General features: G+C 37.9%; 21 protein-coding genes and 1 tRNA gene. 12 read left to right on the forward strand and 10 right to left on the reverse strand.

Features of this window, described 5'->3' with window-relative positions:
* Positions 1–123: 123 nt before the first annotated feature.
* A tRNA-Phe gene (locus AAEY62_RS18810) sits at positions 124–199 on the reverse strand.
* A 341-nt stretch (positions 200–540) separates the two neighbouring features.
* On the opposite strand from AAEY62_RS18810, the gene AAEY62_RS18815 reads away from it, so the two are divergent.
* Positions 541–3,318 (forward strand): ATP-binding protein, encoded by a 2,778-nt coding sequence (locus AAEY62_RS18815; RefSeq protein WP_024589699.1) that lies wholly within the window; start codon positions 541–543, stop codon positions 3,316–3,318.
* A 52-nt stretch (positions 3,319–3,370) separates the two neighbouring features.
* On the opposite strand, the gene AAEY62_RS18820 is transcribed toward AAEY62_RS18815, so the two are convergent.
* Both AAEY62_RS18820 and mutY read right to left on the reverse strand, forming a co-directional pair.
* Entirely contained in the window at positions 3,371–3,643 is a 273-nt protein-coding gene (locus AAEY62_RS18820; protein WP_007582954.1) for an oxidative damage protection protein, read from the reverse strand.
* 35 nt (positions 3,644–3,678) lie between these two features.
* Positions 3,679–4,740: an A/G-specific adenine glycosylase gene (mutY, locus tag AAEY62_RS18825; protein WP_350635773.1), complete on the reverse strand. Its 1,062-nt coding sequence runs from the start codon at positions 4,738–4,740 to the stop codon at positions 3,679–3,681.
* Between the two features lie 161 nt (positions 4,741–4,901).
* On the opposite strand from mutY, the gene trmB reads away from it, so the two are divergent.
* From trmB to arcA, 4 genes are all read left to right on the forward strand, one after another.
* Entirely contained in the window at positions 4,902–5,636 is a 735-nt protein-coding gene (gene trmB, locus AAEY62_RS18830) for a tRNA (guanosine(46)-N7)-methyltransferase TrmB (protein WP_350635775.1), read from the forward strand.
* A 66-nt stretch (positions 5,637–5,702) separates the two neighbouring features.
* The gene (locus AAEY62_RS18835; protein ID WP_350603752.1) at positions 5,703–6,728 is read left to right on the forward strand and encodes a methyltransferase; all 1,026 of its coding nucleotides are present in this window, start codon (positions 5,703–5,705) and stop codon (positions 6,726–6,728) included.
* 151 nt (positions 6,729–6,879) lie between these two features.
* Complete coding sequence (locus tag AAEY62_RS18840) at positions 6,880–8,484, forward strand: sensor histidine kinase (RefSeq protein ID WP_007582962.1); 1,605 nt, start codon at positions 6,880–6,882, stop codon at positions 8,482–8,484.
* A gap of 491 nt (positions 8,485–8,975) precedes the next feature.
* Positions 8,976–9,692, forward strand: coding sequence for a two-component system response regulator ArcA (arcA, locus tag AAEY62_RS18845; protein WP_002962549.1), 717 nt, complete (start codon positions 8,976–8,978; stop codon positions 9,690–9,692).
* A 16-nt stretch (positions 9,693–9,708) separates the two neighbouring features.
* Here arcA and arcB read toward each other — a convergent pair whose 3' ends face one another.
* Positions 9,709–12,027 carry an aerobic respiration two-component sensor histidine kinase ArcB gene (gene arcB, locus AAEY62_RS18850; RefSeq protein WP_101217457.1) on the reverse strand — a complete coding sequence of 773 codons (2,319 nt, stop codon included), beginning with the start codon at positions 12,025–12,027 and terminating at the stop codon, positions 9,709–9,711.
* A gap of 232 nt (positions 12,028–12,259) precedes the next feature.
* On the opposite strand from arcB, the gene folE2 reads away from it, so the two are divergent.
* From folE2 to AAEY62_RS18870, 4 genes are all read left to right on the forward strand, one after another.
* A complete protein-coding gene (gene folE2 / locus AAEY62_RS18855) occupies positions 12,260–13,180 on the forward strand; it encodes a GTP cyclohydrolase FolE2 (RefSeq protein ID WP_024589695.1) in 921 nt (306 codons plus the stop codon).
* A 116-nt stretch (positions 13,181–13,296) separates the two neighbouring features.
* The gene (locus AAEY62_RS18860; protein WP_007582968.1) at positions 13,297–13,893 is read left to right on the forward strand and encodes a DUF2726 domain-containing protein; all 597 of its coding nucleotides are present in this window, start codon (positions 13,297–13,299) and stop codon (positions 13,891–13,893) included.
* Between the two features lie 122 nt (positions 13,894–14,015).
* Complete coding sequence (mtnN, locus tag AAEY62_RS18865; RefSeq protein ID WP_350635777.1) at positions 14,016–14,723, forward strand: 5'-methylthioadenosine/S-adenosylhomocysteine nucleosidase; 708 nt, start codon at positions 14,016–14,018, stop codon at positions 14,721–14,723.
* On the forward strand, positions 14,724–15,668 hold the full coding sequence (locus AAEY62_RS18870) for a cobalamin biosynthesis protein CobD/CbiB (RefSeq protein ID WP_024594516.1): 945 nt from the start codon (positions 14,724–14,726) through the stop codon (positions 15,666–15,668). It abuts the gene before it with no gap.
* Positions 15,669–15,764: 96 nt separating this feature from the next.
* On the opposite strand, the gene tyrS is transcribed toward AAEY62_RS18870, so the two are convergent.
* Positions 15,765–16,964, reverse strand: a complete 1,200-nt coding sequence (gene tyrS, locus AAEY62_RS18875) for a tyrosine--tRNA ligase (RefSeq protein ID WP_007585427.1) — start codon at positions 16,962–16,964, stop codon at positions 15,765–15,767.
* A gap of 322 nt (positions 16,965–17,286) precedes the next feature.
* Here tyrS and AAEY62_RS18880 point away from each other — a divergent pair, with 322 nt between their 5' ends.
* The gene (locus tag AAEY62_RS18880) at positions 17,287–18,600 is read left to right on the forward strand and encodes a peptidoglycan DD-metalloendopeptidase family protein (RefSeq protein WP_007585425.1); all 1,314 of its coding nucleotides are present in this window, start codon (positions 17,287–17,289) and stop codon (positions 18,598–18,600) included.
* 74 nt (positions 18,601–18,674) lie between these two features.
* Here the strand turns inward: AAEY62_RS18880 and AAEY62_RS18885 are convergent, their stop codons facing one another.
* From AAEY62_RS18885 to AAEY62_RS18905, 5 genes are all read right to left on the reverse strand, one after another.
* Positions 18,675–18,851 carry a hypothetical protein gene (locus AAEY62_RS18885; protein WP_007583822.1) on the reverse strand — a complete coding sequence of 59 codons (177 nt, stop codon included), beginning with the start codon at positions 18,849–18,851 and terminating at the stop codon, positions 18,675–18,677.
* A 13-nt stretch (positions 18,852–18,864) separates the two neighbouring features.
* On the reverse strand, positions 18,865–19,836 hold the full coding sequence (locus tag AAEY62_RS18890) for an aldo/keto reductase (protein WP_007583820.1): 972 nt from the start codon (positions 19,834–19,836) through the stop codon (positions 18,865–18,867).
* A 142-nt stretch (positions 19,837–19,978) separates the two neighbouring features.
* Positions 19,979–21,109, reverse strand: coding sequence for a sodium ion-translocating decarboxylase subunit beta (locus AAEY62_RS18895; protein ID WP_350635779.1), 1,131 nt, complete (start codon positions 21,107–21,109; stop codon positions 19,979–19,981).
* Positions 21,110–21,122: 13 nt separating this feature from the next.
* On the reverse strand, positions 21,123–22,904 hold the full coding sequence (oadA, locus tag AAEY62_RS18900; protein ID WP_350635781.1) for a sodium-extruding oxaloacetate decarboxylase subunit alpha: 1,782 nt from the start codon (positions 22,902–22,904) through the stop codon (positions 21,123–21,125).
* 11 nt (positions 22,905–22,915) lie between these two features.
* Positions 22,916–23,158, reverse strand: coding sequence for an OadG family protein (locus AAEY62_RS18905; RefSeq protein WP_007583814.1), 243 nt, complete (start codon positions 23,156–23,158; stop codon positions 22,916–22,918).
* Positions 23,159–23,677: 519 nt separating this feature from the next.
* Between AAEY62_RS18905 and AAEY62_RS18910 the strand changes: the two genes are divergently transcribed.
* Entirely contained in the window at positions 23,678–23,851 is a 174-nt protein-coding gene (locus AAEY62_RS18910; protein ID WP_002961939.1) for a DUF1328 domain-containing protein, read from the forward strand.
* A 58-nt stretch (positions 23,852–23,909) separates the two neighbouring features.
* Positions 23,910–24,101, forward strand: a complete 192-nt coding sequence (locus AAEY62_RS18915; RefSeq protein WP_007378921.1) for a hypothetical protein — start codon at positions 23,910–23,912, stop codon at positions 24,099–24,101.
* The last annotated feature ends 109 nt before the right edge of the window (positions 24,102–24,210 follow it).

Raw genomic sequence — 24,210 nt, forward strand, 5'->3', positions numbered from 1 at the left:
GGTTGACCTACTGATTACAAGTCAGTTGCTCTACCAGCTGAGCTAAGTCGGCACACAAAACTGTGTGCTAAGGCACGCGTAATAATGTTTAAATTGTTGATTAAACACCACTACTTTAATAAATGGTGCCTCGACCCGGAATCGAACCAGGGACACGAGGATTTTCAATCCTCTGCTCTACCAACTGAGCTATCGAGGCACTTAAACAGTGCTAATTAAAAATCTTAAAGGATTTTTAATACAATTCCCACTCATCTCTAGCGACTGAGCTATCTGGGCGTGCGGCGTATTAAACGAGTTTTGCCCTTACAAGTCAACTTTTTTTTTATTCTTTATAACTGTTTGAACGGTTTTCAGACAACTCAGTGCATTTTTTATTAATAACGTTCGTTTTTACCACAAATCGAACTATAACTATAAATAAATATAACTAAATCAGACTAAAACCGTAGTGAATTATTTTTTGTAAATGTTACGATTAGCTTAGATACGTACGATAGGGACTTATCGTAGTAAAAACACATCAATTGGAAACAATCAATGCAGAGTAAATTCTCATCGCCAGTAAAAGGCTTACTGCCACTTTTTTTAATCATTAATATTGCTGTAACAGCGCTCGCTATTGTTGCCCACTCATTTTATACACAAACTGAAGTTAAGACAGCCCAACCAGCATCATCTATTAATATTGTAACGCTTGCCGATAGATTAGACTTACCTATGGTTGATGCATTAACTATGTATGGTCAAGGTAAAGTAGAACAGTTACTTGATTTAACCTCCTTATTAGACGGTGACTTTGAATATACTCTATATCGCTTCAATGCTACATCAGATACTCAGTTGGTATATAGCAGCAGTAAACCGGCCATCGCTTCTGTTAAAACTGAAAAGCACTTAAAAGAAGAAGGTATCCTGCATCACCTACTATTGTTAAACGATCAGCCCATTGGCGAGCTTATTATTAAGCAAAACATACCAGCCACACCTTTAAGCGCTCAAGACTCTCAAGTTATCGCTTACATCATCGCGATAGCGAGTGTTGCTGCATTATTTATACTTACTTTAATGTTTAATATGTACATTAATACGCGCTTACGTAAAAGTACTGACACTCTTACTCAAGAGTTACAGGCAATCACTGAAGATGCTAATTACAATAGTAATGTTGATGAGCAACTTGATATTGGTTTAGGTGTAGTAGCAAAAAACATCAACTTATTGCTACAAAAAGTACAAACTGCAATGAGCGAGAATGACTCTGCACAAAAAGAGCTTTATAAATTACAAAATGGCCTAGAAGCCGAAGTGCAAAATCGTACCTTAGCGCTTGAGCAAGCCACATTAAAAGCAGAGCGAGCAAGCGAAACTAAAACAACGTTCTTAGCAACGATGAGCCACGAAATAAGAACACCGATGAATGGTGTTATAGGTACTATTGATTTACTGCGCCAGACCGAACTTGATGGCGCTCAGCATCGTTTAAGTACGATTATTCGTGAATCAGCATTTTCGTTATTGAGCATTTTGGATGATATTTTAGATTTTTCTAAAATTGAGGCTGGAAAGCTAAATATTGATCCGATCCCATTTTCGGTAACCGATACTATTGAAGAAGTTGCTCGTGTGCTCTCATCTGTTGCTAAAAAACGTGAGCTTGATTTAGAGCTAGCAATAGCACCAGATATTCCTATAAATCTTACCGGTGATAGCGTACGTGTACGTCAGGTTCTTTATAACCTATGTAGCAACGCAATTAAATTTACGAGCACTGATGAAAAAACCCAAGGGCATGTAAAAATATCAGTAGAGGTGGTACATAATACGACTGATCACTTTACCTTACGCTTTTGCGTAACTGATAACGGTAAAGGCATGTCGCAGGCACAACTACGCGAAATATTTAATCCGTTTATTCAAGCCGAAAATTCAATTACCCGAGAATATGGAGGGACAGGTTTAGGTCTTTCTATTTGTAAAAGCTTAACTGAGCTTATGCTAGGGACTATTCATGTAACTAGCCATACAGGAATTGGCAGTGAGTTTACTGTTGAACTGCCGTTTAGCACATCGGGTAGAATTAAATATGCACACAAAGGTGCATTAAATGGTAAGCAAATTGTTGTAGTTAGTAATCACCTAGAACGTGAAAAAACAATGTACCGTTATTTATCGTTTATGGGCGCTAAAATAGTTTATGCACACACAGAAGAAGAAATTGAAGAGCACCAACATTCGCAAGATATTATTTGGGTGGCTGATGGCATAGACAATATGGATAAAACAAACGCGCTGCTAAGACGCTTATTTTATTCATTAGAGGATTATAAACAACAAGTTGTTGTACTAAGCAAGCTTGATGAAGCGGCTATAAATCATAATAATATTTTTTATATTAATGCCTCTCCTTTATGTAAGTCTAATTTTATGCTGTCTATTTTAGTCGCTGCAGGTTTGCATACACCTAAACAAATTAAAAAAACCAAAACACTTAATAATTATTTAAATGTTGAGCAAGCTCGTAAATCAAACAAATTGGTTTTACTTGTTGAAGATAACCTTTTAAACCAACAAGTGCTAACCGATCAATTACACATACTAGGTTTTGGCGTTGAGATAGCAAACAACGGTGAAGAAGGCTTAGATATGTGGAGAAAAGGTGATTACTCACTTATTTTAACCGACTTACACATGCCTAAAATGTCGGGTTACGATATGGTCGAAAAAATCCGTAACGAAGCAGAGCTATTAGAATCAATTGATGCACAGCCTTACATTATTGCTGTAACAGCAAACGCACTTAAAGGCGAAAAAGAGCGTTGTTTAGCCGTAGGTATAAACGACTTCATTACCAAACCTATAGAGCTAAACGCGTTAGAGGACACTTTAAAACGCTGGAGCGATAAGCAAAGCCAAAACCAGAATGTAGTTATCCATCAAACCATGGCGCTACCTATTGATATGGAAGCAGTTGCTAAATATGTAAATGGTGACGAAGCTAAACAGTTACGCTTTTTCAAAATGTATTTAGAACAAAGCCAAGGGCTAATTAAGGGGATTAATTCAGGCGTTATGGTTAACGATTTAGATGAGATTATTGAAGGGTGTCATCAATTAAAATCGATCTCCAAAACAATTGGTGCCCTAACGGTGGCAGAACTTTCAAGTGCATTTGAAGATAAATGTAAAAAAGGTGAACTCACAACCGATGAATTAATAGACTTAAGAGATAAGTTAGAAATTGAATACTCTAAAGCAGCTCAATTTTTAAAAGAACAAATTAAAATCTCTGAGCAAGAAGATGAGTTAAGTGATTAAATAATCGCACACAAAAAAAGGGCTATTTAGCCCTTTTTTTATGTTTAAAATATTATTTTTCAGGCGGTCGATAACCTTCAATTTCCACATCTTTGTTTTCAAACAAAAAGCCAACCATTTGCTCTTCTAAAAATGTGCGGTGCTCTGGGTCCATCATATTTAAATGCTTTTCGTTAATAAGCATTGTTTGCTTATGCTGCCACTGACCCCACGCTTCTTTAGAGATGTTATTAAAAATCTTTTCACCAACTTCACCAGGGTATAACTGAAAGCCAAGCCCTTCGGCTTCTTTTTGTAACTTTTGACAAAATACTGTACGTGCCATGATTGATTCTCTCTAACGCTAAATATGGGGCTATTCTATACTATTGCTGTAATTTGTTTAACCAACTTTTTAGTTGGCGCTGCTAGGCCAACCTCTATTGATTGATCAAGCGGATACCACACTAATTGTTTGTCATTTACTACATCAGGAATTTTCTGAACATTGAGCACATGCGGATTAATCTTCAGCTCAAAATGTGAAAACACATGAATAAACGCTTCAAGCTCTACTAAGTCGGCTTCTAATCCTTGCTGAGCTAAAAACATTTGAAGCTCCTCGTACTCATTAAATTCAAAAAAGCCAAATAGTCCTCCCCAAATACCGCTGTTAGGGCGTTTTTCCATAAGCACTTTATCGCCGCACTGAACAATTAACTGATGACAACTCTTCTTCGGCACTGCTTTTTTAGGTTTAGAATGTGGAAACTCTTTTACTTTACCTGCATTAAAAGCACCACAACCTGAATTTAATGGGCAAGCCTCGCAATCAAACCGGCTGCGTGAGCAAACACTCGCACCTAAATCCATCATAGCTTGATTAAATTCGGTGACATTATTTTTAGGTGTTAATTGCTCTGATAAATGCCAAAGCTGGTTTTCGACTTTTTTAACACCGTACCAACCTTCTATCATAAAGTAGCGCGCTAAGACTCGCTTAACATTTCCATCTAAAATTGGATGATGCTGTCCAAGCGACAATGATAAAACAGCCCCGGCAGTAGAGCGCCCTATTCCCGGTAAATCCATTACTTCATCAAGCGTTTGCGGAAATTCGCCTTGGTACTTGTCACGTACTATTTTAGCTGTTTTATGTAAGTTACGCGCACGAGCGTAATACCCTAAGCCAGTCCAGTGATGCAGTACTAAATCTTCATCAGCATCGGCTAAAGCAATAATATCTGGAAAGCTTTGCATAAATTTTTCAAAATATGGGATAACAGTAATAACTTGAGTTTGCTGGAGCATCACCTCAGACACCCACACTTTATAAGGTGTTTTACCCAACTGCCATGGAAGTGTTTTACGCCCATGAAGGTGATACCAATCAACGACTTGATTAGAAAACGAATTAGACTGTTCTTTATTTAAATCCAACATATTGTACTTTTACTGATGCTCAATGGCGGCTCAGTCTATTGTAGTTAATAAAAAGATCAAGCTATAGGGCGTGTAAAACCAGCTAATACTTGTGATTGCGGGCTCGGTCAGGGATAATATGCAACCATTTTTAAACACATTGTTTTTGTCAGGCCAATAATATGAGTGAATCAAGCAACACTAACCTTGAGCAAGCTAAGCAAGCTAAGCAAGAAGGTAAATACATCCGCACCATTCGCAGTTTTGTAAAACGCGAAGGTCGATTAACCAAAGGCCAAGCCGCTGCAATCGAAAAATGCTGGCCAACAATGGGTCTAGAGCATAAAAACGGTATGCTTGATTTAAGCGAAGTTTTTGGCAACAACAACGATGTAGTAGTAGAAATTGGTTTTGGTATGGGTAAATCGCTTGTCGAAATGGCAACAAATGCCCCTCACCTAAACTTTATTGGTATTGAAGTACACCGCCCAGGCGTTGGTGCTTGTTTAATGGATGCCGATGAAGCAGGCATTACTAACTTACGTATTTTTGAACACGATGCAGTTGAAGTACTTGCAGACTGTATACCTAATGAAAGCTTAACAACACTACAGTTGTTTTTCCCTGATCCTTGGCATAAAAAGCGTCATCATAAACGCCGCATTGTACAAACTGAGTTTGTTGAAAAACTAAGAGCCCAACTGAAAATGGGTGGCGTTTTTCATATGGCGACAGATTGGGAAAACTATGCAGAGCATATGCTCGAAGTAATGAATGTAGCTCCTGGTTTTAAAAACCAATCAGAAACAAACGATTATGTTCCACGTCCAGATTTGCGCCCGCTTACTAAGTTTGAGCAGCGCGGACATCGCCTAGGTCATGGCGTGTGGGATTTAATGTTTGAACGTACTGAGTAATTTGTAACTTTAAGCACTCACTTTTATTTTTGATAAAACTAAACATACTGTAAGGCAAAGCCATTTATGAGCGTACTAACCAACCCAAGTTTACTGTTACTTCGTAATAGCGAGGCACTAACGGGCAAATCTATCTTGGTGGTCAACTTTGTTCAAGATGGCTTTTTAACAGAGCTTAAAAAACTTAACCCGCAAAGCAAGGTAACTGCATTTAGCTACAACCATGCTAACGGTGAGTTTGCTAAAAACACCAAAGACGTTGAGATTTGTGTAAATCACACAATACCTGGTAACGGCTACGATTTAGTTATTCTTTACTATCCTAAATCAAAACCTGAGTTATTAATGGCGCTTGATAATATTCGATCTGCTATTACTGATGATGCCGAACTATTGGTGGTAGGTGAAAATAAAAGTGGTGTTAAATCAATTGAAAAGCAATTAGCTGGTAAAGCTGAGTTTAGTAACAAAATTGATTCAGCTAAGCACTGCGTTCTTTACTCATTTGCTGAGATTACCCAGCACCCTGACTTTGATATTACGACCTACCATAAAAAGTTTGTTGTTAATGTTGCCGACACCGAGTTTACAGCTATTAGTGTCCCAGGGGTGTTTAATCACGGTAGTTTAGATATGGGAACGAAAGTTCTACTCGAAAACGCACCGACAATTAAGCAAGGTAGGGTTCTCGACTTTGGTTGTGGCGCAGGTTTAATAGCAACCTTTTTAGGGCTGCATAATCCAGCACTTGAGTTTGTGTGTAGTGATGTAAGTGCACTGGCAACTTACGCAACACAGCAAACTCTAAAGCTTAACAGCATCAAAGGCGAAGCGATATTAAGTGACGGCCTTAAAAGCATTACCGGTAAGTTTGATTTAATTATTAGCAATCCACCTTTTCATACAGGTATTGCAACCGACTACACAGTAGCAGAAACATTTTTAGCAAATGCAAAACAGCATTTAACTAAAGTAGGAAAGCTGAATATTGTTGCTAACAGCTTTTTAAAATACCCGCCTATTTTAGAAATGCAATTTGAAAGCTACCAAACGGTATTTAAAAATAACAAGTTTGCCGTATATAGCAGCTAGTATTATTTTTAAAAATGCTTGAGTGCAAACGCGCTCAAGCTAACCTTCGCATAAATATAAGAATTAATTTAGCTTTTTTCCTTCATTTTCTCCCGTCTTTGCTAAACTAAAACTCTAAATAATCAAAATTAATTCAGGCGATAACGAAATAATGCCTAAAAAAGTTCATCAAAGTAGCATTCGCAAAGCACTCATAAATTTAATTATGCTTATTACAGCTATTTGCTTGTCGCTATCTATTTCGATATCTACTTATTTAAGCGTAAAAGAGCAAAAGCAATTAATCATTAATAAACTCGTCATACTTTCTGAAATTGTAGCTTTTGATGCTGGTAAATCAGTAGTTGAAGATGATAGAAAAACAGAAGAAAAACGCCTCAAGTCATTTGAAAATATCCCCCTTGTAAAAAACATACATATTTATTCAATAGAAAAAGCATCTCAAAAACCTGTTTTTTTTATTAGCTTTAATGCAAAAAAAACGCCTCCAGTGCCGTTAAGAATAGACAGTGTTGATGAGCTAAAAACGCCACGAATTACGAGCGATCATATTGAACTAACCCGCCCTATTTACGATAACGAAAAGTTGGTAGGTTATGTATATATGCGAGGGAGCCTCGAAAGTTTAGAGACTTATATTGAGAGAAAAATATTAATAGACGTGCTATTAACTCTATTAATTTTAATCGTTGTTTACTTTATTGCTATAAAAGTTCAACGACGTATAGCCAAGCCAATAGAGCAGTTAAGCATGCTATTGCAGGATGTATCTAAAAATCATAACTATGATGCACGCGCGCCAATAACCGATGTAAAAGAAATAACCGCTCTTTCAAATAGTTTAAATATCATGCTTACACGCACCAAAAAGCAACTTGAGCGCCACGAAAAAGATAAACAAGAAATAAAACAACTAAACCAAAGCCTTGAAGAAAAAGTAAACCAGCGAACAATCGCTCTCAGAGAAGCAAATCAAGAGCTTTTATCAACCCTTGAGCGAATGCATCAGTATCAAACGCAAATTGTTGAAAACGAAAAAATGGCATCGCTTGGGCAAATGGTTGCTGGGGTTGCCCATGAAGTGAATACACCAATAGGGCTAGGTATTACAGGCTCTACATTACTTCGAGATAAACTGGCAGATATACAGCAAAGCTTTGACGATAAAAAACTTACCTCAAGCCATCTAAAACGCTTTATAGATGAAGGTATTGAAAACTTAGACTTAATTTATCGTAATCTAAATCGTGCCGCTGACCTGATATCTAACTTTAAAAAAGTGGCCGTTATTCAAGACGACGGTGTTAATACCTATATTAATGTACATAAATTAATAAGTGATGTTTTAACATCGATTCAATCTGAACTACTGCCTAAAAAGCCTGTCGTTATTATTAACTGTCCGACCGACTTGGCTATTCATAGTAAGTCTGAACCTCTGCAACAAGTGTTTCAGCAGTTGCTTATGAACTCTGTGATTCATGGATTTATAGGTAAAGAAAATAATGAAATTCGCTTTGACGTAGAACTGGTAGGGAAAAAATTAACAATAGTTTATTCTGACAACGGTCAAGGCGTTGATAAAAACATTAAAAATAGAATTTTTGACCCGTTTGTAACTTCAAAGCGCGGACAAGGCGCAAGCGGCTTAGGCATGCACTTGGTCTACAACCTAGTAACACAAGCACTTGGCGGAAGAGTTATGTTTGATCTTGAAGAAAAACACGGTGCTCGCTTTATAATTACTATTCCTTAAATAAAGATCACTAAAAAGTGCATATATTTAAAATTTATCCTTGAATTAGCATTTAATGACCTCATTAATGAGGCATGTGATAAGCGCGTAACATTATTTAATTGCATTAAATAAATATTACCAAGCGATTTATGAACTTTTTTATCTTTGCTGTATCACATACATTGATGAAAGGTTAGAAAGTGATATAGTTTTGCTTTGAATTAGTCTGATTATTTTAAGTACCTTGTTTGATTGAATGATGTATCAATTATTAAAGGAAAATGGCTTCGACTTTATGATTCAAATATCTACATCCACGTATATATCAATTAAACAGTAGTTTTTGCACTGCCCTTTTTAGTAGACTTTGGACACCCTACTGTTTTATTTTTATCCAATTTGTTTTTTCCTTGTTAACAAATGGGTATAATCCTATAATCTCTAGTAATCGGTTATAAATTCGTCACCGGTTTTTTTATAAATAAAATATTCCAAAAGGTTAATTAATAATGCAAACGCCAGTCATTCTAATCGTAGAAGATGAAGACGTAACTCGACTGAACCTAGTTAGTTTATTTGAAGCTGAAGGGTACAAAGTTATTGAAGCCATTGATGGCGATGATATGCATGACAAGCTTACAAATAACGATGACGTTAATCTTGTAGTTATGGATATCAACCTTCCTGGTAAAAACGGTCTTATTTTAGCCCGTGAATTACGCCAAAAGCGTAAAGTAGGTCTTATATTCCTAACGGGTCGTGACAACGATGTTGACCGTATTTTAGGTCTTGAAATTGGCGCAGATGACTACGTTACTAAGCCATTCAACCCGCGTGAATTAACTATTAGAGCTCGCAACCTTATTACTCGTACTGCTTTAGGCGGTGAAGAGTCAGCACTAGAAACAAATGGTGTTATTACGTTTAACGGTTGGGAACTTGATGAAAATAGCCGTTGTCTTACTTCTCCAAATGGCGACGCTAAACGTTTACCAAAAGGTGAGTACAGAGCACTTCGTTTAATGCTTGATTCTCCAGGTCGTATTTTTAGTCGTGAGCAATTAATCAAGCACATGACCGGCCGTGAGCTTCGTGCAAATGACCGTACTGTTGATGTTACTATTCGTCGCATTCGTAAGCATTTTGAAAGTGATAACTCAACGTCAGAGTTAATCAGCACCATCCATGGTGAAGGTTACCGTTTCATTGGTAAAATTGACGCTTAATTAGAGCTAATTAGTTTTACTCTAATTGCTGTAAAAATAAATGAAGGGCTTTTTGTCCTTCATTTATTTTATCTGCTAAAACATCTAACCACTGCTTTAACACTTCATCAGATTCATCAATCGCACCATGCTCCATTATTTTGGCATGAAGCTGCACATCATTTAAACCTACCGATCCAGCCGCACCTTTAAGTTTATGCGCTACTGATTCATACTCTTCTCTATCGCCGGCATTTAATGAAGTAAGTAATTCTTGCTGATATTGTGGACTTAGCTTTTCAAATAACTGACTACTGCGCCTAAATACAACCAAGCCCATCGAATTTACAAAGTCTTCTATTGTTTCAATATCTAATAAGTGTGCATCAATGCCCTCTAGCGCTTCTTCACTTACTTTTAGCTGTGGCTCTGTGCATTCACTTTGCTTAATGCCAAATAAGTCAGCCAGCATTTTATCAAGCTTAACTGTGTTAATTGGCTTAGCCAACGCACCTTGTATTGATATACCTTCAAGCTCTTTTTCAGCACTGCGTACATTGGCAGTTAAAGCAACAATAGGTAATTTATCAAAGTGGCTATCTGAGCGTATTTGCTTAGCAACCACGTCACCGTTTATATCTGGCAATTGCATATCAAGTAGTACTAAATCTAAGTCATCTTCGGTTTCGACGAACGAGAGTGCATCTTCACCGGTTTCAGCCCATAACACTTCATGGCCTCGTTGCTCTAATAGATTTGTAGCAATTTCGGCGTTAAGAGGCACATCTTCTACTAGTAGAATATACAAACCACGGCCAACATAACTTTGCTCTGTTGGTGCAACACATAAACTAAGCGGTATTTGCACTGTAAAACAACTTCCTTCGCCTTCAGTACTATTTACCGTAATTATCCCTTTCATTGCACTTACAAGTGCCTTGGTTACAGCTAAACCAATACCTGAGCCTATTGCGTTAGTGCCTTTTAAATCCGGCGCTTTGTAATACATATCAAATATATGGGCAAGCTGCTCTGGTGGAATACCTTGACCGGTATCTAGTACCTTAATAACTAACCATGGGCCTTCTACACGATTTTCTCTGCTGCATTCGAGTGTTACTTTGCCTTGCTGAGTAAACTTAACGGCGTTGTTAATTAAGTTCCAAACAACTTGGCGTAATCGAGTCGGATCGAGCTGCGCGTAAACATCAAGTATGCCATTGCGCTTAATATCAAACTCAAGCTCTTTTTGCTCAGCTATTAAGCCTGCAAAATTAACTACATCGTTTATAAAGTCTGACACATTAATAGAATTGGTTGCTATATCGAGCTGATCTCTATCTATTTTATCTAAATCTATAATATCGTTAAAAATATTACCGAGTGTTTCAGCACTCGAAAAAATAGTATTGCCCCAACTACGCTGCTGCTTATTAAGCTCTGTGTCTAATAACATACGCGTTAAACCAACAATGCCATTTAAAGGAGTACGTAGTTCATGGCTCAGCGTAGCAATAAACTTACCTTTGTCTTTATAGGCAGTTTCGAGTGCCTGTGCTGCTTCTTTACGGCTAGTGATATCACGACCAAAGCCCAGTAAACCAATGTAGTCACCGTCATCATTTATAAAAGGTAATTTACGCAGCTCAAACCAACGTGTTTCACCATTTACTTCATAACCCACATCGATAGTTAGTGCTTTATGGCTTTGCTCTACTTCTTTATCGGTTGCCAAAACTTCAGCTAAAAAATGACTCGGGAATATCTGCTCTACCGTTTTTCCTATTAGCTCACTACTTGATTTTCCCATTACCTCTTCAAACATTTTATTACAGCCGGCAAATACACCGTTGTTATCACGGTAATAAAATAGATCGGGAGATGAATCAACGATTGAGCGTTGCAACATACTTTGTTGGGCAAGTTCTTGTTGTGTTTTTTTACGCTCAGCAATTTCTCGGCGCAGCTCTTCAATAGCGCGATGCTTGGCATGAAATGCCATTTTACGCTCATCAATTTCAATATTTAAACGGCTAATGTTGTCTTTTAGGGTTTGGTTTAAGAGTTTTTCCTGTTTGGTTGCGCTATCTAAATAAGCATACGAGGCATCTAATTGACGAATTGAATTAAGTAATACACTTATAATTAAAGGAGAAACCACAGCAGTAAAAAATACCACAGCCAAAATATCAACAAGGTGTAATTCGCCTATCGCAACATAATAAAACATGCTCGATAAAATAAGAGATACAGTTAAAAATAAAGTGTAACAAATAGCTGCGGTTTTAAATTCACCAAATCGCGTTATTGAGCTGGAAAGTACCCGAGCCCAAGGGCTCAAAGAATAATCGGTCATACGTAATTTTATCTCTTAGCTGTGTGCTTAAATATAAAGAAGGCAATGCGCATGTATAAACATACCATTTTCCCAGATTTTAGCATTTTTCTCCTACCACTACCCATGTTGTGCGATAAAAACAGAATTTTTCATGTTTGATTTTGCTCATCTCTTAAACTCATCATTTCAGCAATAAATTATTTAGTGTAAAATGCCCCGCTTTATTATCTCCAAAATACGAGTAGCGCACATGCAAACCAATATGCCAGATATAGCAGACACTGCACCCGCTTTACAAACAGGTAAATTAGACTGGGTTGGCATGGGCGAAATCGAACTGCCATTTATTTTTGAGTCACGAGACTTATCTCCAGTTACAGTAAATGCCAAAGCTCGTGCATTTGTAAATTTGCATAAAGAAGATGCCAAAGGCATTCATATGTCACGTCTATTTTTAGCACTTGACCTGCTTTCAACTGAGCAGCAAGTCAATCCGCAAACAATAGCGCAAGCACTCGATACTTTTATAACTAGCCACGAAGGGCTGAGCGATAAAGCACAAATTGAATTTAAATTTGAATTACCGCTACGCCGTAAATCACTATTAAGTGGTAAAGCGGGCTGGAAAAGCTACCCAGTTGTACTTACCAGTACAATTGAAAATAACATTATTAGCTACGAGCTAACTGTAGATGTTACCTATTCTTCAACGTGCCCTTGCTCTGCAGCACTTGCGCGCCAGCTTATACAAAACGCGTTTAACGAAAAGTTTAACCAAGAAACCTTAAGCCAAAAAGATGTGCACGAATGGCTAGGCACTACACAAGGCATAGTCGCTACACCTCACTCGCAGCGCTCTATTGCCAACGTAAAAGTAAAGCTTGATAGCAATATTCAAGAATTTGACGTAGTGACTCTAATAAATACCCTCGAAGCTGAACTTAAAACGCCTGTACAAGCGGCAGTAAAACGCGAAGACGAGCAAGAATTTGCCCGTTTAAATGGTCAAAATCTTATGTTTTGTGAAGATGCAGCGCGTAAAATTAAAGCTTTATTAGAAACAGATAATTACAGCGATTACTGGCTGCAAATAAACCATTATGAATCACTCCATGCACACGATGCTGTAGCTATTGCGGTTAAAGGTATTGAAGGTGGATACAAAGCTTAATAGCTACATAGTTTTAGCTTTTATAAACAGTTGGTAATTATTTTATAACTCATACTTTTTAGGCACGTAAATTGCTTTATTTGAGCAGTGTCAATTTGTTGTTATGGAGTTACCGTATGGAATTCGCTTTATTATTAATTCTAGTATTAGTTGTCGGGGCTTCTGTTGTTGCGTCAAAATTTAATGACGATGGCGGAAACCCGTATCCTTTTACCCGCAAGCAAACTGTTTTTACGCAGGTTGAAGGCGCTTTTTTAAATCTTCTCGAGCGTGCTGTAGGCGATCAATATAAAATTGTTAGTCGCGTTAAGTTAATTGACGTTATTGACTGTAAGCAAGGTCTTTCTATTAAATCTAAACGTGCTGCTTTAGCTAAAGCTAAAAATAAGCAACTCGACTTTGTATTAATCGATAAAGAAAAACTCACTATTGTTGCGGCCGTTGACCTAGTTAACAATGCGAATAAAGATGGTCACAAAGCTCAACGCGACTGGTTTGTAAACGGTGCACTAGAGTCTGCGGGCATTCCACATATTCGTATGAAAGTTAAATCAGGCTACCGTCCTTCTGAAGTACGCGATGCAATTATGTTTAAACTTGGTAAGCCTGCAGCAACACAAACGCAGCGCCCTGTTCGTAATCGCTCACATAAGCCAGCGGTACTTTCACCTTCTCAAGCCAAAGCACAAACAACTGCTTTAGCTGAAATTTAAAAACCAAATTAAATACTCTCCTAAAAAGTATTTAAAGCGAGCTCATAAACAAGCTCGCTTTTTTGTTTTTTATTGCTAACTTCACGTATAATCAAGTGATTCAAACTCAGGAATTAAACATTATGAATGTTGGTATTATTGGCGCAATGGAGCCAGAAGTTAAAATTTTACGTGAAGCGATGCAAAACCCACAAATTTTAACTAAAGCAGGTTTCACTTTTTATACTGGTGAATTGGCTGGTAACACAGTAACACTTGTTCAATCTGGTATTGGTAAAGTAGCATCAACAATTGCAACTACCTTACTGATTGATAACTTCAAACCTGATTGCGTAATTAACACAGGCTCTGCCGGTGGATTCGATCCTTCTCTAAGTGTTGGCGACGTAGTAATTTCGTCAGAAGTACGTCATCACGATGTAGATGTTACTGCTTTTGGCTACGAAATTGGCCAAGTACCACAAATGCCAGCAGGCTTTACAGCTCACCCTAAATTAGTTGAAGCAGCACAACAAACAATCGAACAAATCAGTGATGTTAAAACACTTGTTGGCTTAATTTGTACTGGTGACACATTTATGTGTGACCCTGTGCTTATCGATAAAGCACGCAGTGATTTTCCTACAATGCTTGCCGTTGAAATGGAAGGCGCTTCAATTGCACAAACGTGTTTTACGCTTAACACACCATTTGTTGTAATTCGCTCAATGTCTGATATTGCAGGTAAAGAGTCACCACAATCATTTGAAGAATACCTAGAAACAGCATCAATCAACTCATCTAAAATGGTTGTCGCACTTTTAGAAAAGCTAACTGCAGTGTCTCTGTAAATGCTTAGCAATATTGTTCAAAACCACTTGGACTTTATTGCCTTCATACTAGCGCTCCTTGCTGAGCGCTTTATTCCCCTTATTAGCTGGTATCATCCTAATACAGCGTTAAATGCTGTTTTTAGTGCTATTGGCAAGCGCATATACAAAAGCAAAGAACCTAAAAGCTATCAATATTTGGCAGCTATACTCGCAAGCACGCTCATTTTAAGTGTCATTCTCATTATTGTAGTGCTACTACTCGAGTTTGCTTTTTACCCTGAATTACTCGCTGGCCTTATTTTATACTTATGCTTAGAAAGTAAGAGTATTGATAAAAAAGCACTTCGCATTGCAAAGCTAACTAAACAAAATCAAAAATCGACAGCACGCGAATTACTAAAACCACTGCTTGCCCGTGAAGTTAATAGGCTTTCATCTCCTGGTATTATCAAAGCATTAATTGAAAGCTTAATACTGCGCACTGCTCGATACTATTTCGTAGTTATATTTATATTTTTAGCCTTTGGCCCTATTGCGGCCCTCGCCTATCGATTACTTACTTTAATACAACAAGCCTGGCGTAGTGACATATCCCCAAATAGCTACTTTTTAAAACCGCTTAAAACTCTGTTGTTTATTATTGAGTATATTCCAATGCGCTTACTCGCTTTAACTATTGCAGCAAGTAGAGCGAGCAAACAAAGCATGCATTACATAAAGCATTATGGCAGACATTTTTATCAAACAAATACAGGTTGGCTACTAAGCACATGCTCTGCATCACTTGGCGTGCAGCTGGGCGGGCCTGCAGTTTATTTAGGTACTCGCTTTAATAAAATGCGTATAGGTACTGATAGACTACCTACACCCGAGGATGTACCTGTAATAATTAACAGATTAAATCAGGCGCGGGTATTTTGGTTGTTAGTAATTGTAAGTATTGAAATATTAAAAGTGATTTAGTGACTATTTAGTGACTACCTCGTAACTATTTACAGACCCCAAAATACGAGCACAAAAAAACCAGCCTAGGCTGGTTTTTTAGTTTTCAAACAGTATTTAAGCTACAGTGATGTTTGCAAACTTACGTTTACCTACTTGGTAAATAGCCGTTGTGCCTTTTGCTATTTCAAGTTTGGTGTCAGTGATTTTATCTTCACCGTTAAGTTTAACTGCACCTTGCTTAATCATACGCATTGCTTCTGATGTACTTACTACTAAATTTGCTTCTTTAAGCAAGTTAGCAATTAAAATAGTATCTTCTGCAATAGTGATTGTTAGCTCAGGGATTTCATCTGGTAACGCTTTTTTCTGAAAACGCTGAATAAAATCATCATGTGCACCTTGTGCATCAGCTTCACTATGAAAACGAGCAATTAGCTCTTTAGCTAGTTCAATTTTAATATCGCGCGGGTTAGTACCTTGCTCAACACGTTCTTTTTGAGCTGCAATTTCTTCAATAGAAAGCGCGCTTAATAAATCGTAATAACGCCACATTAGCACATCACTAATTGACATTATTTTACCAAACATATCGTTAGGCGCATCAGTAATACCAATGTAGTTACCAAGCGACTTAGACATTTTTTGAACGCCGTCAGTACCTTCAAGTAATGGCATCATTAATACTGTTTGCGGCTTTTGGCCTTCAACTTTTTGTAGCTCACGGCCCATTAACAAGTTAAAGCGCTGATCAGTACCGCCTAGTTCAACATCTGACTCTAGTGCAACCGAATCCCAACCTTGTACCAGTGGATATAAAAACTCATGAATTGCAATTGGTTGGCCGCTGCCGTAACGCTTTTTAAAGTCATCACGTTCAAGCATACGTGCTACAGTTTGGTTTGCAGCAAGTTTTATCATACCTGCAGCGCCTAACTTTTCCATCCAAGTAGAGTTAAATGCAACAGTGGTTTTAGCAGGATCTAGAATTTTGAATACTTGTTCTTTATATGTTTCGGCATTGGCTAGTACGTCTTCGCGAGTAAGTGGTTTACGCGTTACGTTTTTACCTGTTGGGTCACCAATCATGCCAGTAAAGTCACCAATTAAGAAAATAACCTCATGACCTAAATCCTGAAAGGTTTTCATTTTATTAATTAGTACAGTGTGCCCTAAATGTAAATCAGGGGCTGTAGGATCAAAGCCAGCTTTTATTTTTAGCTTTTTGCCCGACTTTAGTTTTTCAACTAGTTCGTCTTCAATTAATATTTCTTCTGCACCGCGTTTTATCTCTGCTAGAGCGGTTTGTAAATCCACTTTGTGTTACTCCAAAATTCTGCCTACGAAGGGGCGGACTAGTTACTTGTAATCACGGTTTAATATAGGTTTAAACCGAATATATATATGTAGCTAACATAACAAATTTCTACCTAATTAAAATAACTTTTTAAGTTATTAATGCAACTAAACAAAATGAATTGAGTCTTAGTTAGATAGGACGTTAAAAAAGGCTTCCTAACCCTGATTTTAGCGTAGTTTAAGGTTAGTTTAAATCTACAAAGCACTAGTATTCGTACATTATTAAGTATATCCTGCAATATTATGTATTTATTATCTTGACAGCAGAAAAAGGCACGTTATGGTTCACGTGGTTAACACTCTCCCAAAAAAACACAAATTGCTTATTTTAGGTTTAGTTTCTGCTATTGCCGGCTTGGCATTTCTTCCTTCTGAAAAAGCGACTGCTTCTAAAGACAATAATGCAGATGCATTAGAGATAGGCAAGCGCTATGAGTTACAAGTTAAAGTTGATGACAACGAAAAATTAACTGAGTTAAATTCAGAGCAAGCAGCAGAAAAGTTACCAGAATACGACTTTGTCGATCATAAAGTTAAAAATGGCGACAATTTAGCAATTATCTTCAAACGTGCTGGTTTTTCAGCTCAAACGCTCCATAAACTAATTAACACTAACGCAGAAACGCGCAAGCTAACTAAAATTCACCCTGGTGAAATACTTAGCTTTGCGACAGCTGAAGATGGCTCTTTGGCTCAACTGCGCTATGTGATTTCAAAAACCGATACTTTATTTGTTACCTTAAATGAAGAAGGTAACTACGATACAGCTATTGATAGTAAAGAAATTGAAACGCTAACCAAAACCGCTGGCGGCGAAATATCTAACAACTTTTGGACTTCAGCAATAGCGGCAGGTTTAAGCGAACGTCAAATAATGAACTTTGCTGACATATTTGGTTGGGATGTTGATTTTGCAAACGACATTCGTAAAGGCGATGTGTTTGGCTTAATTTACGAGTCTCACTATGTTGATGGCGAGTTTATTGGTACCGGTAAAATTATTGCCGCTGAATTTGTAAACCAAGGTCAGCGCTTTGCAGCGATTCGCCATACCGACGGCAATTTTTATACGCCTGAAGGGCGTAGCATGAAAAAAGCATTTTTACGTGCACCTGTAAGCTTTAAGTATATTAGTTCGAGCTTTAATCCTCGTCGCTTACACCCAGTTACTGGGCAAGTTAGAGCGCACCGTGGTATCGACTTTGCTGCACGCACTGGCACACCGGTGGTTGCATCAGGTAACGGTAAGGTAGTTAAAGCGGGTTACAGCAAGTACAACGGTAACTACGTATTTATTAGCCATGGCACACAATATGTAACTAAGTACTTACACCTAAATAAGAAACTAGTTAAAACGGGCCAAAAAGTTAAACAGGGCCAACAAATTGGTACTGTAGGTTCTACGGGTCGTGTTACTGGCGCGCATTTACACTATGAATTTTTAGTAAATGGCGTTCATCGTAATCCTAAAACAGTAAAACTTCCTAAGTCAGAGCCACTACCTCGCTCAGAACTTGCTAAGTTTAAACCGATTGCAGATAACTTTATTGCCCAACTTGAGCGCAATCGCGAGCTACAGTTAGCACTTAAATAAAGTTTATTAATAAACATTAAAAAAGCCTTTGCAGGTTTAACCTGCAAAGGCTTTTTTGTATACGCTAAAAACCATTAATACATTAATACATAAATGAGCTGAATCACTAAAGACACCATCACTAATGGCCAAATATATTTGCTGTATTTGGTTGCACCGTTGAGCCCTATTTTACTTTGATATTTTTCAAGCAATGGAATAAGTATCGCTAGCGCGACAAACAAACCAATTAAAATAACGAATATATTCATATTAGTGCCCTACTTATGGTAGCTCATGGCCTTTAGCGCTTACATAAAGTGCATACCAATGCTCACGAGTTAGTTGTACGTTCACAGCATCACAAGAGGCTTTAATGCGCTTGGCATTAGTTGTTCCAATAATAGGCTGAATAGATGCGGGATGGCGCAGTAACCATGCAATAACAATAGCCTCAGCAGACGTATCATAAAGTGCAGCCAGCTTATTAACTAAAAGACTGGTGTTAATATCAGCCTGCGATGCGTTTGATAAATCACTGCCGCTGTATAATCCTTGGCATAGACTGCCCCAGCTTTGAATTTGAATTTCAAAATGGCGACAGTACTCAATACTACCGGGCGTAAAATTAAGATCCTTACCGTCACTGTTACCGGCATATACACCTTCATCAACAAACTGATGCTTTTGTAAACTAGCCTCAATTTGATTAGCCACAATCGGCATATCAAGTGCATGCTGTAAAAAATTCATTTGATGTTGCTGCATATTCGATACTGCAAAATTGCGCACTTTACCGCTTTCTTTTAAGCAACTAAATATACGAGCAATTTCGTTAACTTCCATGAGTGGATCAGGACGATGTAGCATAAGTACGTCTAAATAGTCTGTATTTAATCGCTTCAAGGATGCTTCAACTGATTGCTCAATCCACTTTGATGAAAAATCATAGCGCTTTGGCCCTAAGTCATCTTCAAAACGAATCCCACACTTAGATTGAATATACATGTGCTCTCTAAGCTCTGGTCGCTCGCTTAATGCTTTACCAAAAACCTGCTCCGCTTTACCAAAAGTATAAATATCAGCATGGTCAAAAAAGTTAATGCCACCTTCAATAGCGTTATCTATGCATTCATGAGTTTGCTTAACATGTGCATCAGTGATTGCGTCTTTATTCCAACCGCCGCCCAGACCCATGCATCCGAATACAAGTTTACTAACATGAGGTAAGTGCTTTGCTAAAGGTGTGTGAAGCATGATAACTATCCTTAAAATTTTGAAGAGCTGCTACTGTAAACAAAAAGCGCTGAACAAGAAACCATTTAGCGGTGAACAAATTAAGAACAAAAAAAAGCGCAGTAAACTGCGCTTAATGGTTAATCTATTTTAAATTACATTTTTAGCCAACGAGTGCTAGCAATATGCCCGCAGCAACTGCACTACCAAGTACACCCGCTACGTTGGGTCCCATAGCATGCATAAGTAAAAAGTTATGTGGGTTGCTTTCAAGGCCAACTTTATTAACTACTCGTGCCGCCATTGGCACAGCCGATACACCTGCTGCCCCAATTAATGGGTTTATAGGTGTTTTAGATATACGGTTAAGTCCTTTTGCCATAAATACGCCAGATGCCGTACCAATTGCAAAAGCCAGTGCGCCAAGCACTAAAATACCAATCGTCTCAACAGTTAAAAACTTATCTGCAGCAAGCTTTGAACCTACAGCTAAACCTAAAAATATAGTTGTAACATTGATGATTTCGTTTTGAGCACTGTTACTTAATCTATCAACAACACCCGACTCTCGCATTAAGTTACCTAAACAAAACATACCTACAAGCGGTATAGCAGCCGGTAAAAACATAGCCGTTAAACTAAGCACCATAAGAGGGAAAATAATCTTTTCCTTTTTAGATACTTTGCGAAGCTCTGGCATCTTAATTTTACGTTCTTCTGGGGTTGTTAACGCACGCATAATTGGCGGCTGAATAATTGGCACAAGTGCCATATATGAGTATGCTGCTACTGCTATTGCACCAAGTAAATCAGGAGCCAGTTTTGACGCTAAAAATATTGCTGTTGGCCCATCTGCACCACCAATAATGGCAATAGCTGATGCATCCTGTAGAGTAAACTCAAAGCCTGGTACATAATTTAATAATATTGCGCCAAACAAAGTAGCAAAAATACCAAACTGTGCAGCCGCACCTAATAACAACATACGTGGGTTTGCAATAAGCGCGCTAAAGTCGGTCAGCGCCCCTACTCCCATAAATATCAATAACGGAAAAACCCCCGTATCAATACCCACGTAATAAACGTAATACAAAAGCCCACCTGGGTCTGACAAACCTGCCACTGGTACATTTGTTAAAATTGCACCAAAACCAATCGGTAGCAATAATAGTGGTTCAAAGCCTTTAGCTATCGCTAAAAACAGTAATAAACACCCTACCGCAATCATAATTAACGATGGGATTGTAAAGTTAGCAATGCCAGTAGCATTCCAGAGGTTTAAAATACCTTCCATCCTCTATTTACTCCTAAGCTAATGCAATCATAGCGTCGCCGGTAGTTACAGCATCGCCTTCACCAACTAACACTTCAGCAATTGTTCCGGTATGCGTAGCGCGTATTTCAGTTTCCATTTTCATGGCTTCCATAATAATCACTACATCGCCTTCGTTAACAACTTGCCCAGCTTTTACCTTAATCTTAAAAATATTACCGGCTAAAGGTGCGTTAAGGGTTTCACCTGATGCAACTGAAGCAGATTGAGGAATGTGCTCAGAGTCTTTTAATGTTACCTCTTTTAGCTCACCACCTTGCGCCACTACTACGTCGTAAACTTTACCATCTACTTTTACGCTGTATTGCTCAGCTTTAACGCTACTATTATTTGATCCCGATTTTGGTGCTGCCTTATTGCTCTTATCTTCAACGGTAGGAATAGGCTCAAATGCATCAGGGTTATTACGATTTTTAATAAATTTCAAACCAACCTGCGGAAACAATGCATAAGTTAGTACGTCATCAATTTGCTCATCAGCAAGTGTTAAACCTTGCTCTTGCGCTTCTTTTAATAATTCAGCTTCAAGCGTTGCAAGCTCTGGTGCAATGTTATCTGCAGGGCGACAAGTAATAACCTCTGCTCCATCAAGCACACGCTCTTGTAGCTCTTTATTCATTGGTGCTGGTGTTAAGCCATATTCACCTTTTAATACGCCAGCAGTTTCTTTAGTAATTGTTTTATAACGCTCACCGGTTAGCACGTTAAGTACTGCCTGAGTACCTACAATTTGCGACGTGGGTGTTACTAAAGGTAAAAAACCAAGATCTTCACGTACGCGTGGGATCTCAAGTAAAACTTCATTAAGCTTATCTGCCGCGCCTTGCTCTTTAAGTTGGTTTTCCATGTTTGTAAGCATGCCACCAGGTACTTGAGCGAGTAAAATACGACCATCAACCCCTTTTAAGCTACCTTCAAATGCCGCATATTTTTTACGTACATCTCTAAAGTAAGCAGCAATTTCTTCTAGATGGTTTAAATCAAGGTCAGTATCGCGCTCAGTTCCTTCAACTATCGATACAATAGTTTCAGTTGCTGTGTGTCCGTAAGTCATACTCATTGATGAAATAGCGGTATCAAGCATATCAATGCCTGCATCAATCGCTTTTTGATAAGTCGCAGTACTTAAACCTGTTGTAGCGTGGCACTGCATAGCAATAGGAACCGATACGGTTTCTTTAAGTGCTTTAATTAGTTTTTCAGCATCGTACGGCTTTAATAAACCCGCCATGTCTTTAATACAAATTGAGTGACAGCCTAAATCTTCTAATTGCTTAGCAAGAGTCAGCCACATATCAAGCGTATGAACAGGACTTACTGTGTACGAAATAGTACCTTGAGCATGTGCGCCTACTTTTATAGCCGCTTTAATCGCTGTTTCTAGGTTACGTACATCGTTCATTGCATCAAATATACGAAATACGTCAACGCCATTTTTATGTGCGCGTTCTACAAATTTTTCAACTACATCATCAGCGTAATGGCGGTAGCCTAATAGGTTTTGACCGCGTAATAGCATTTGCTGTTTAGTATTAGGCATCGCTTTTTTAAGCGCACGAATACGCTCCCAAGGATCTTCGCCTAAATAACGAATACACGAATCAAATGTAGCACCGCCCCACGATTCAATAGACCAATAACCTGCATTATCTAGCTTGCTAGCAATAGGTAGCATATCGTCTAGGCGCATACGTGTTGCGAGCAATGATTGGTGCGCATCGCGTAATACCAATTCTGTTAATTTTAATTTAGCCATGTGTGTGCCCCTTATTTATTATTTGATTTGTACTGAGCAATGGCAGCACTAATAGCAGCGATGTGCTCATTAGGCACACCTTGAGATTTAAAAGACGGTGATTTAGCTGGTGATGCCTCTGGTTCGCTATAGCGCGTCACCAAATTAGACATAAGCGTTACTGCACCAATTAATATCGACAGAAATACAAACACCCCAACCATACCAGTTAGCATTAAGCTACCAGCCGTTGTGAGTAGAGCACCTATATCCATTTTTCTCCCCCTTGAAACCCATATCGAAAATAAAAAATCGATTTAATTAAATATTTATTCACTGGATAATAACAAAACTAGTCGCTTTGTCTACATCTTGTAAATTGGTAAAACCAATTAAACTATAAACAACATAACACTCAACAAATTTACATGCCATAACCCAGCAATCATGCGCCCTACAATACATACAGAAAATAACGACTATAGCTAATAGTTATATGGAAGTTGTTAATTAACTATTCAACTTAATAAAAATAACCGCCAAATTTTATAATAAGTACAAAAACACACATCAATTGTTAATTGGTCTTACCAAAAACATTATTTTTAGTGAATATTTACCGGTAACTTGTAACAGTGTGAATAACTTACATAACAAAGCGTAAAAATTACTAACTAACTAATAACTAAAAACACAGTTAAAAACCATAACTATATGATATAAAACAAAAATAAACTTTGGCATATAACTGGCATTAGTTATTGTGAGCAAATTTGATAACCAAGGAGAAAACAATGTTACGCTGGACAATTACATTTTTAGTTATTGCTTTAATCGCTGCAGTGTTAGGTTTTGGTGGCATCGCAGGTGCCGCAGCTGGTATAGCAAAAATTATATTTTTTATATTTTTAGTACTTTTAGTGATCTCATTAGTTTCAGGTGCACTACGTGGTAAATCACCCAGGTAGATAAAGCATTCAACTAACAAACACTAAAATTTAATTAATACTTACAAGGAATTACATTATGAATTCAACAACTGTAAAAGCAGCACTAATCGGTCTATTCGCAAGTTTCTTCATCATGGGTTGTGAAGACAATCATGCAGAAGACGCAGGCGAACGTATTGACGAAGCAGTAACTGACGTGCAAAACAAAGTAGAAGATGCATGTGAAAATGTTAAAGAAGGCGTAAACGCTGAAGAAACTAACTGTTAATTCTTCTTGTATCGCTAAAAAACGGCCTTAGGGCTAACACCATTCAGTTAAGCATGCTTTGACTTAATGGTGTACCGAGTTTTTGAAATTCGAACGGTCCTACTTTTGG

Source organism: Pseudoalteromonas sp. GW168-MNA-CIBAN-0100, from assembly GCF_040309225.1.
GTDB lineage: Bacteria > Pseudomonadota > Gammaproteobacteria > Enterobacterales > Alteromonadaceae > Pseudoalteromonas > Pseudoalteromonas arctica.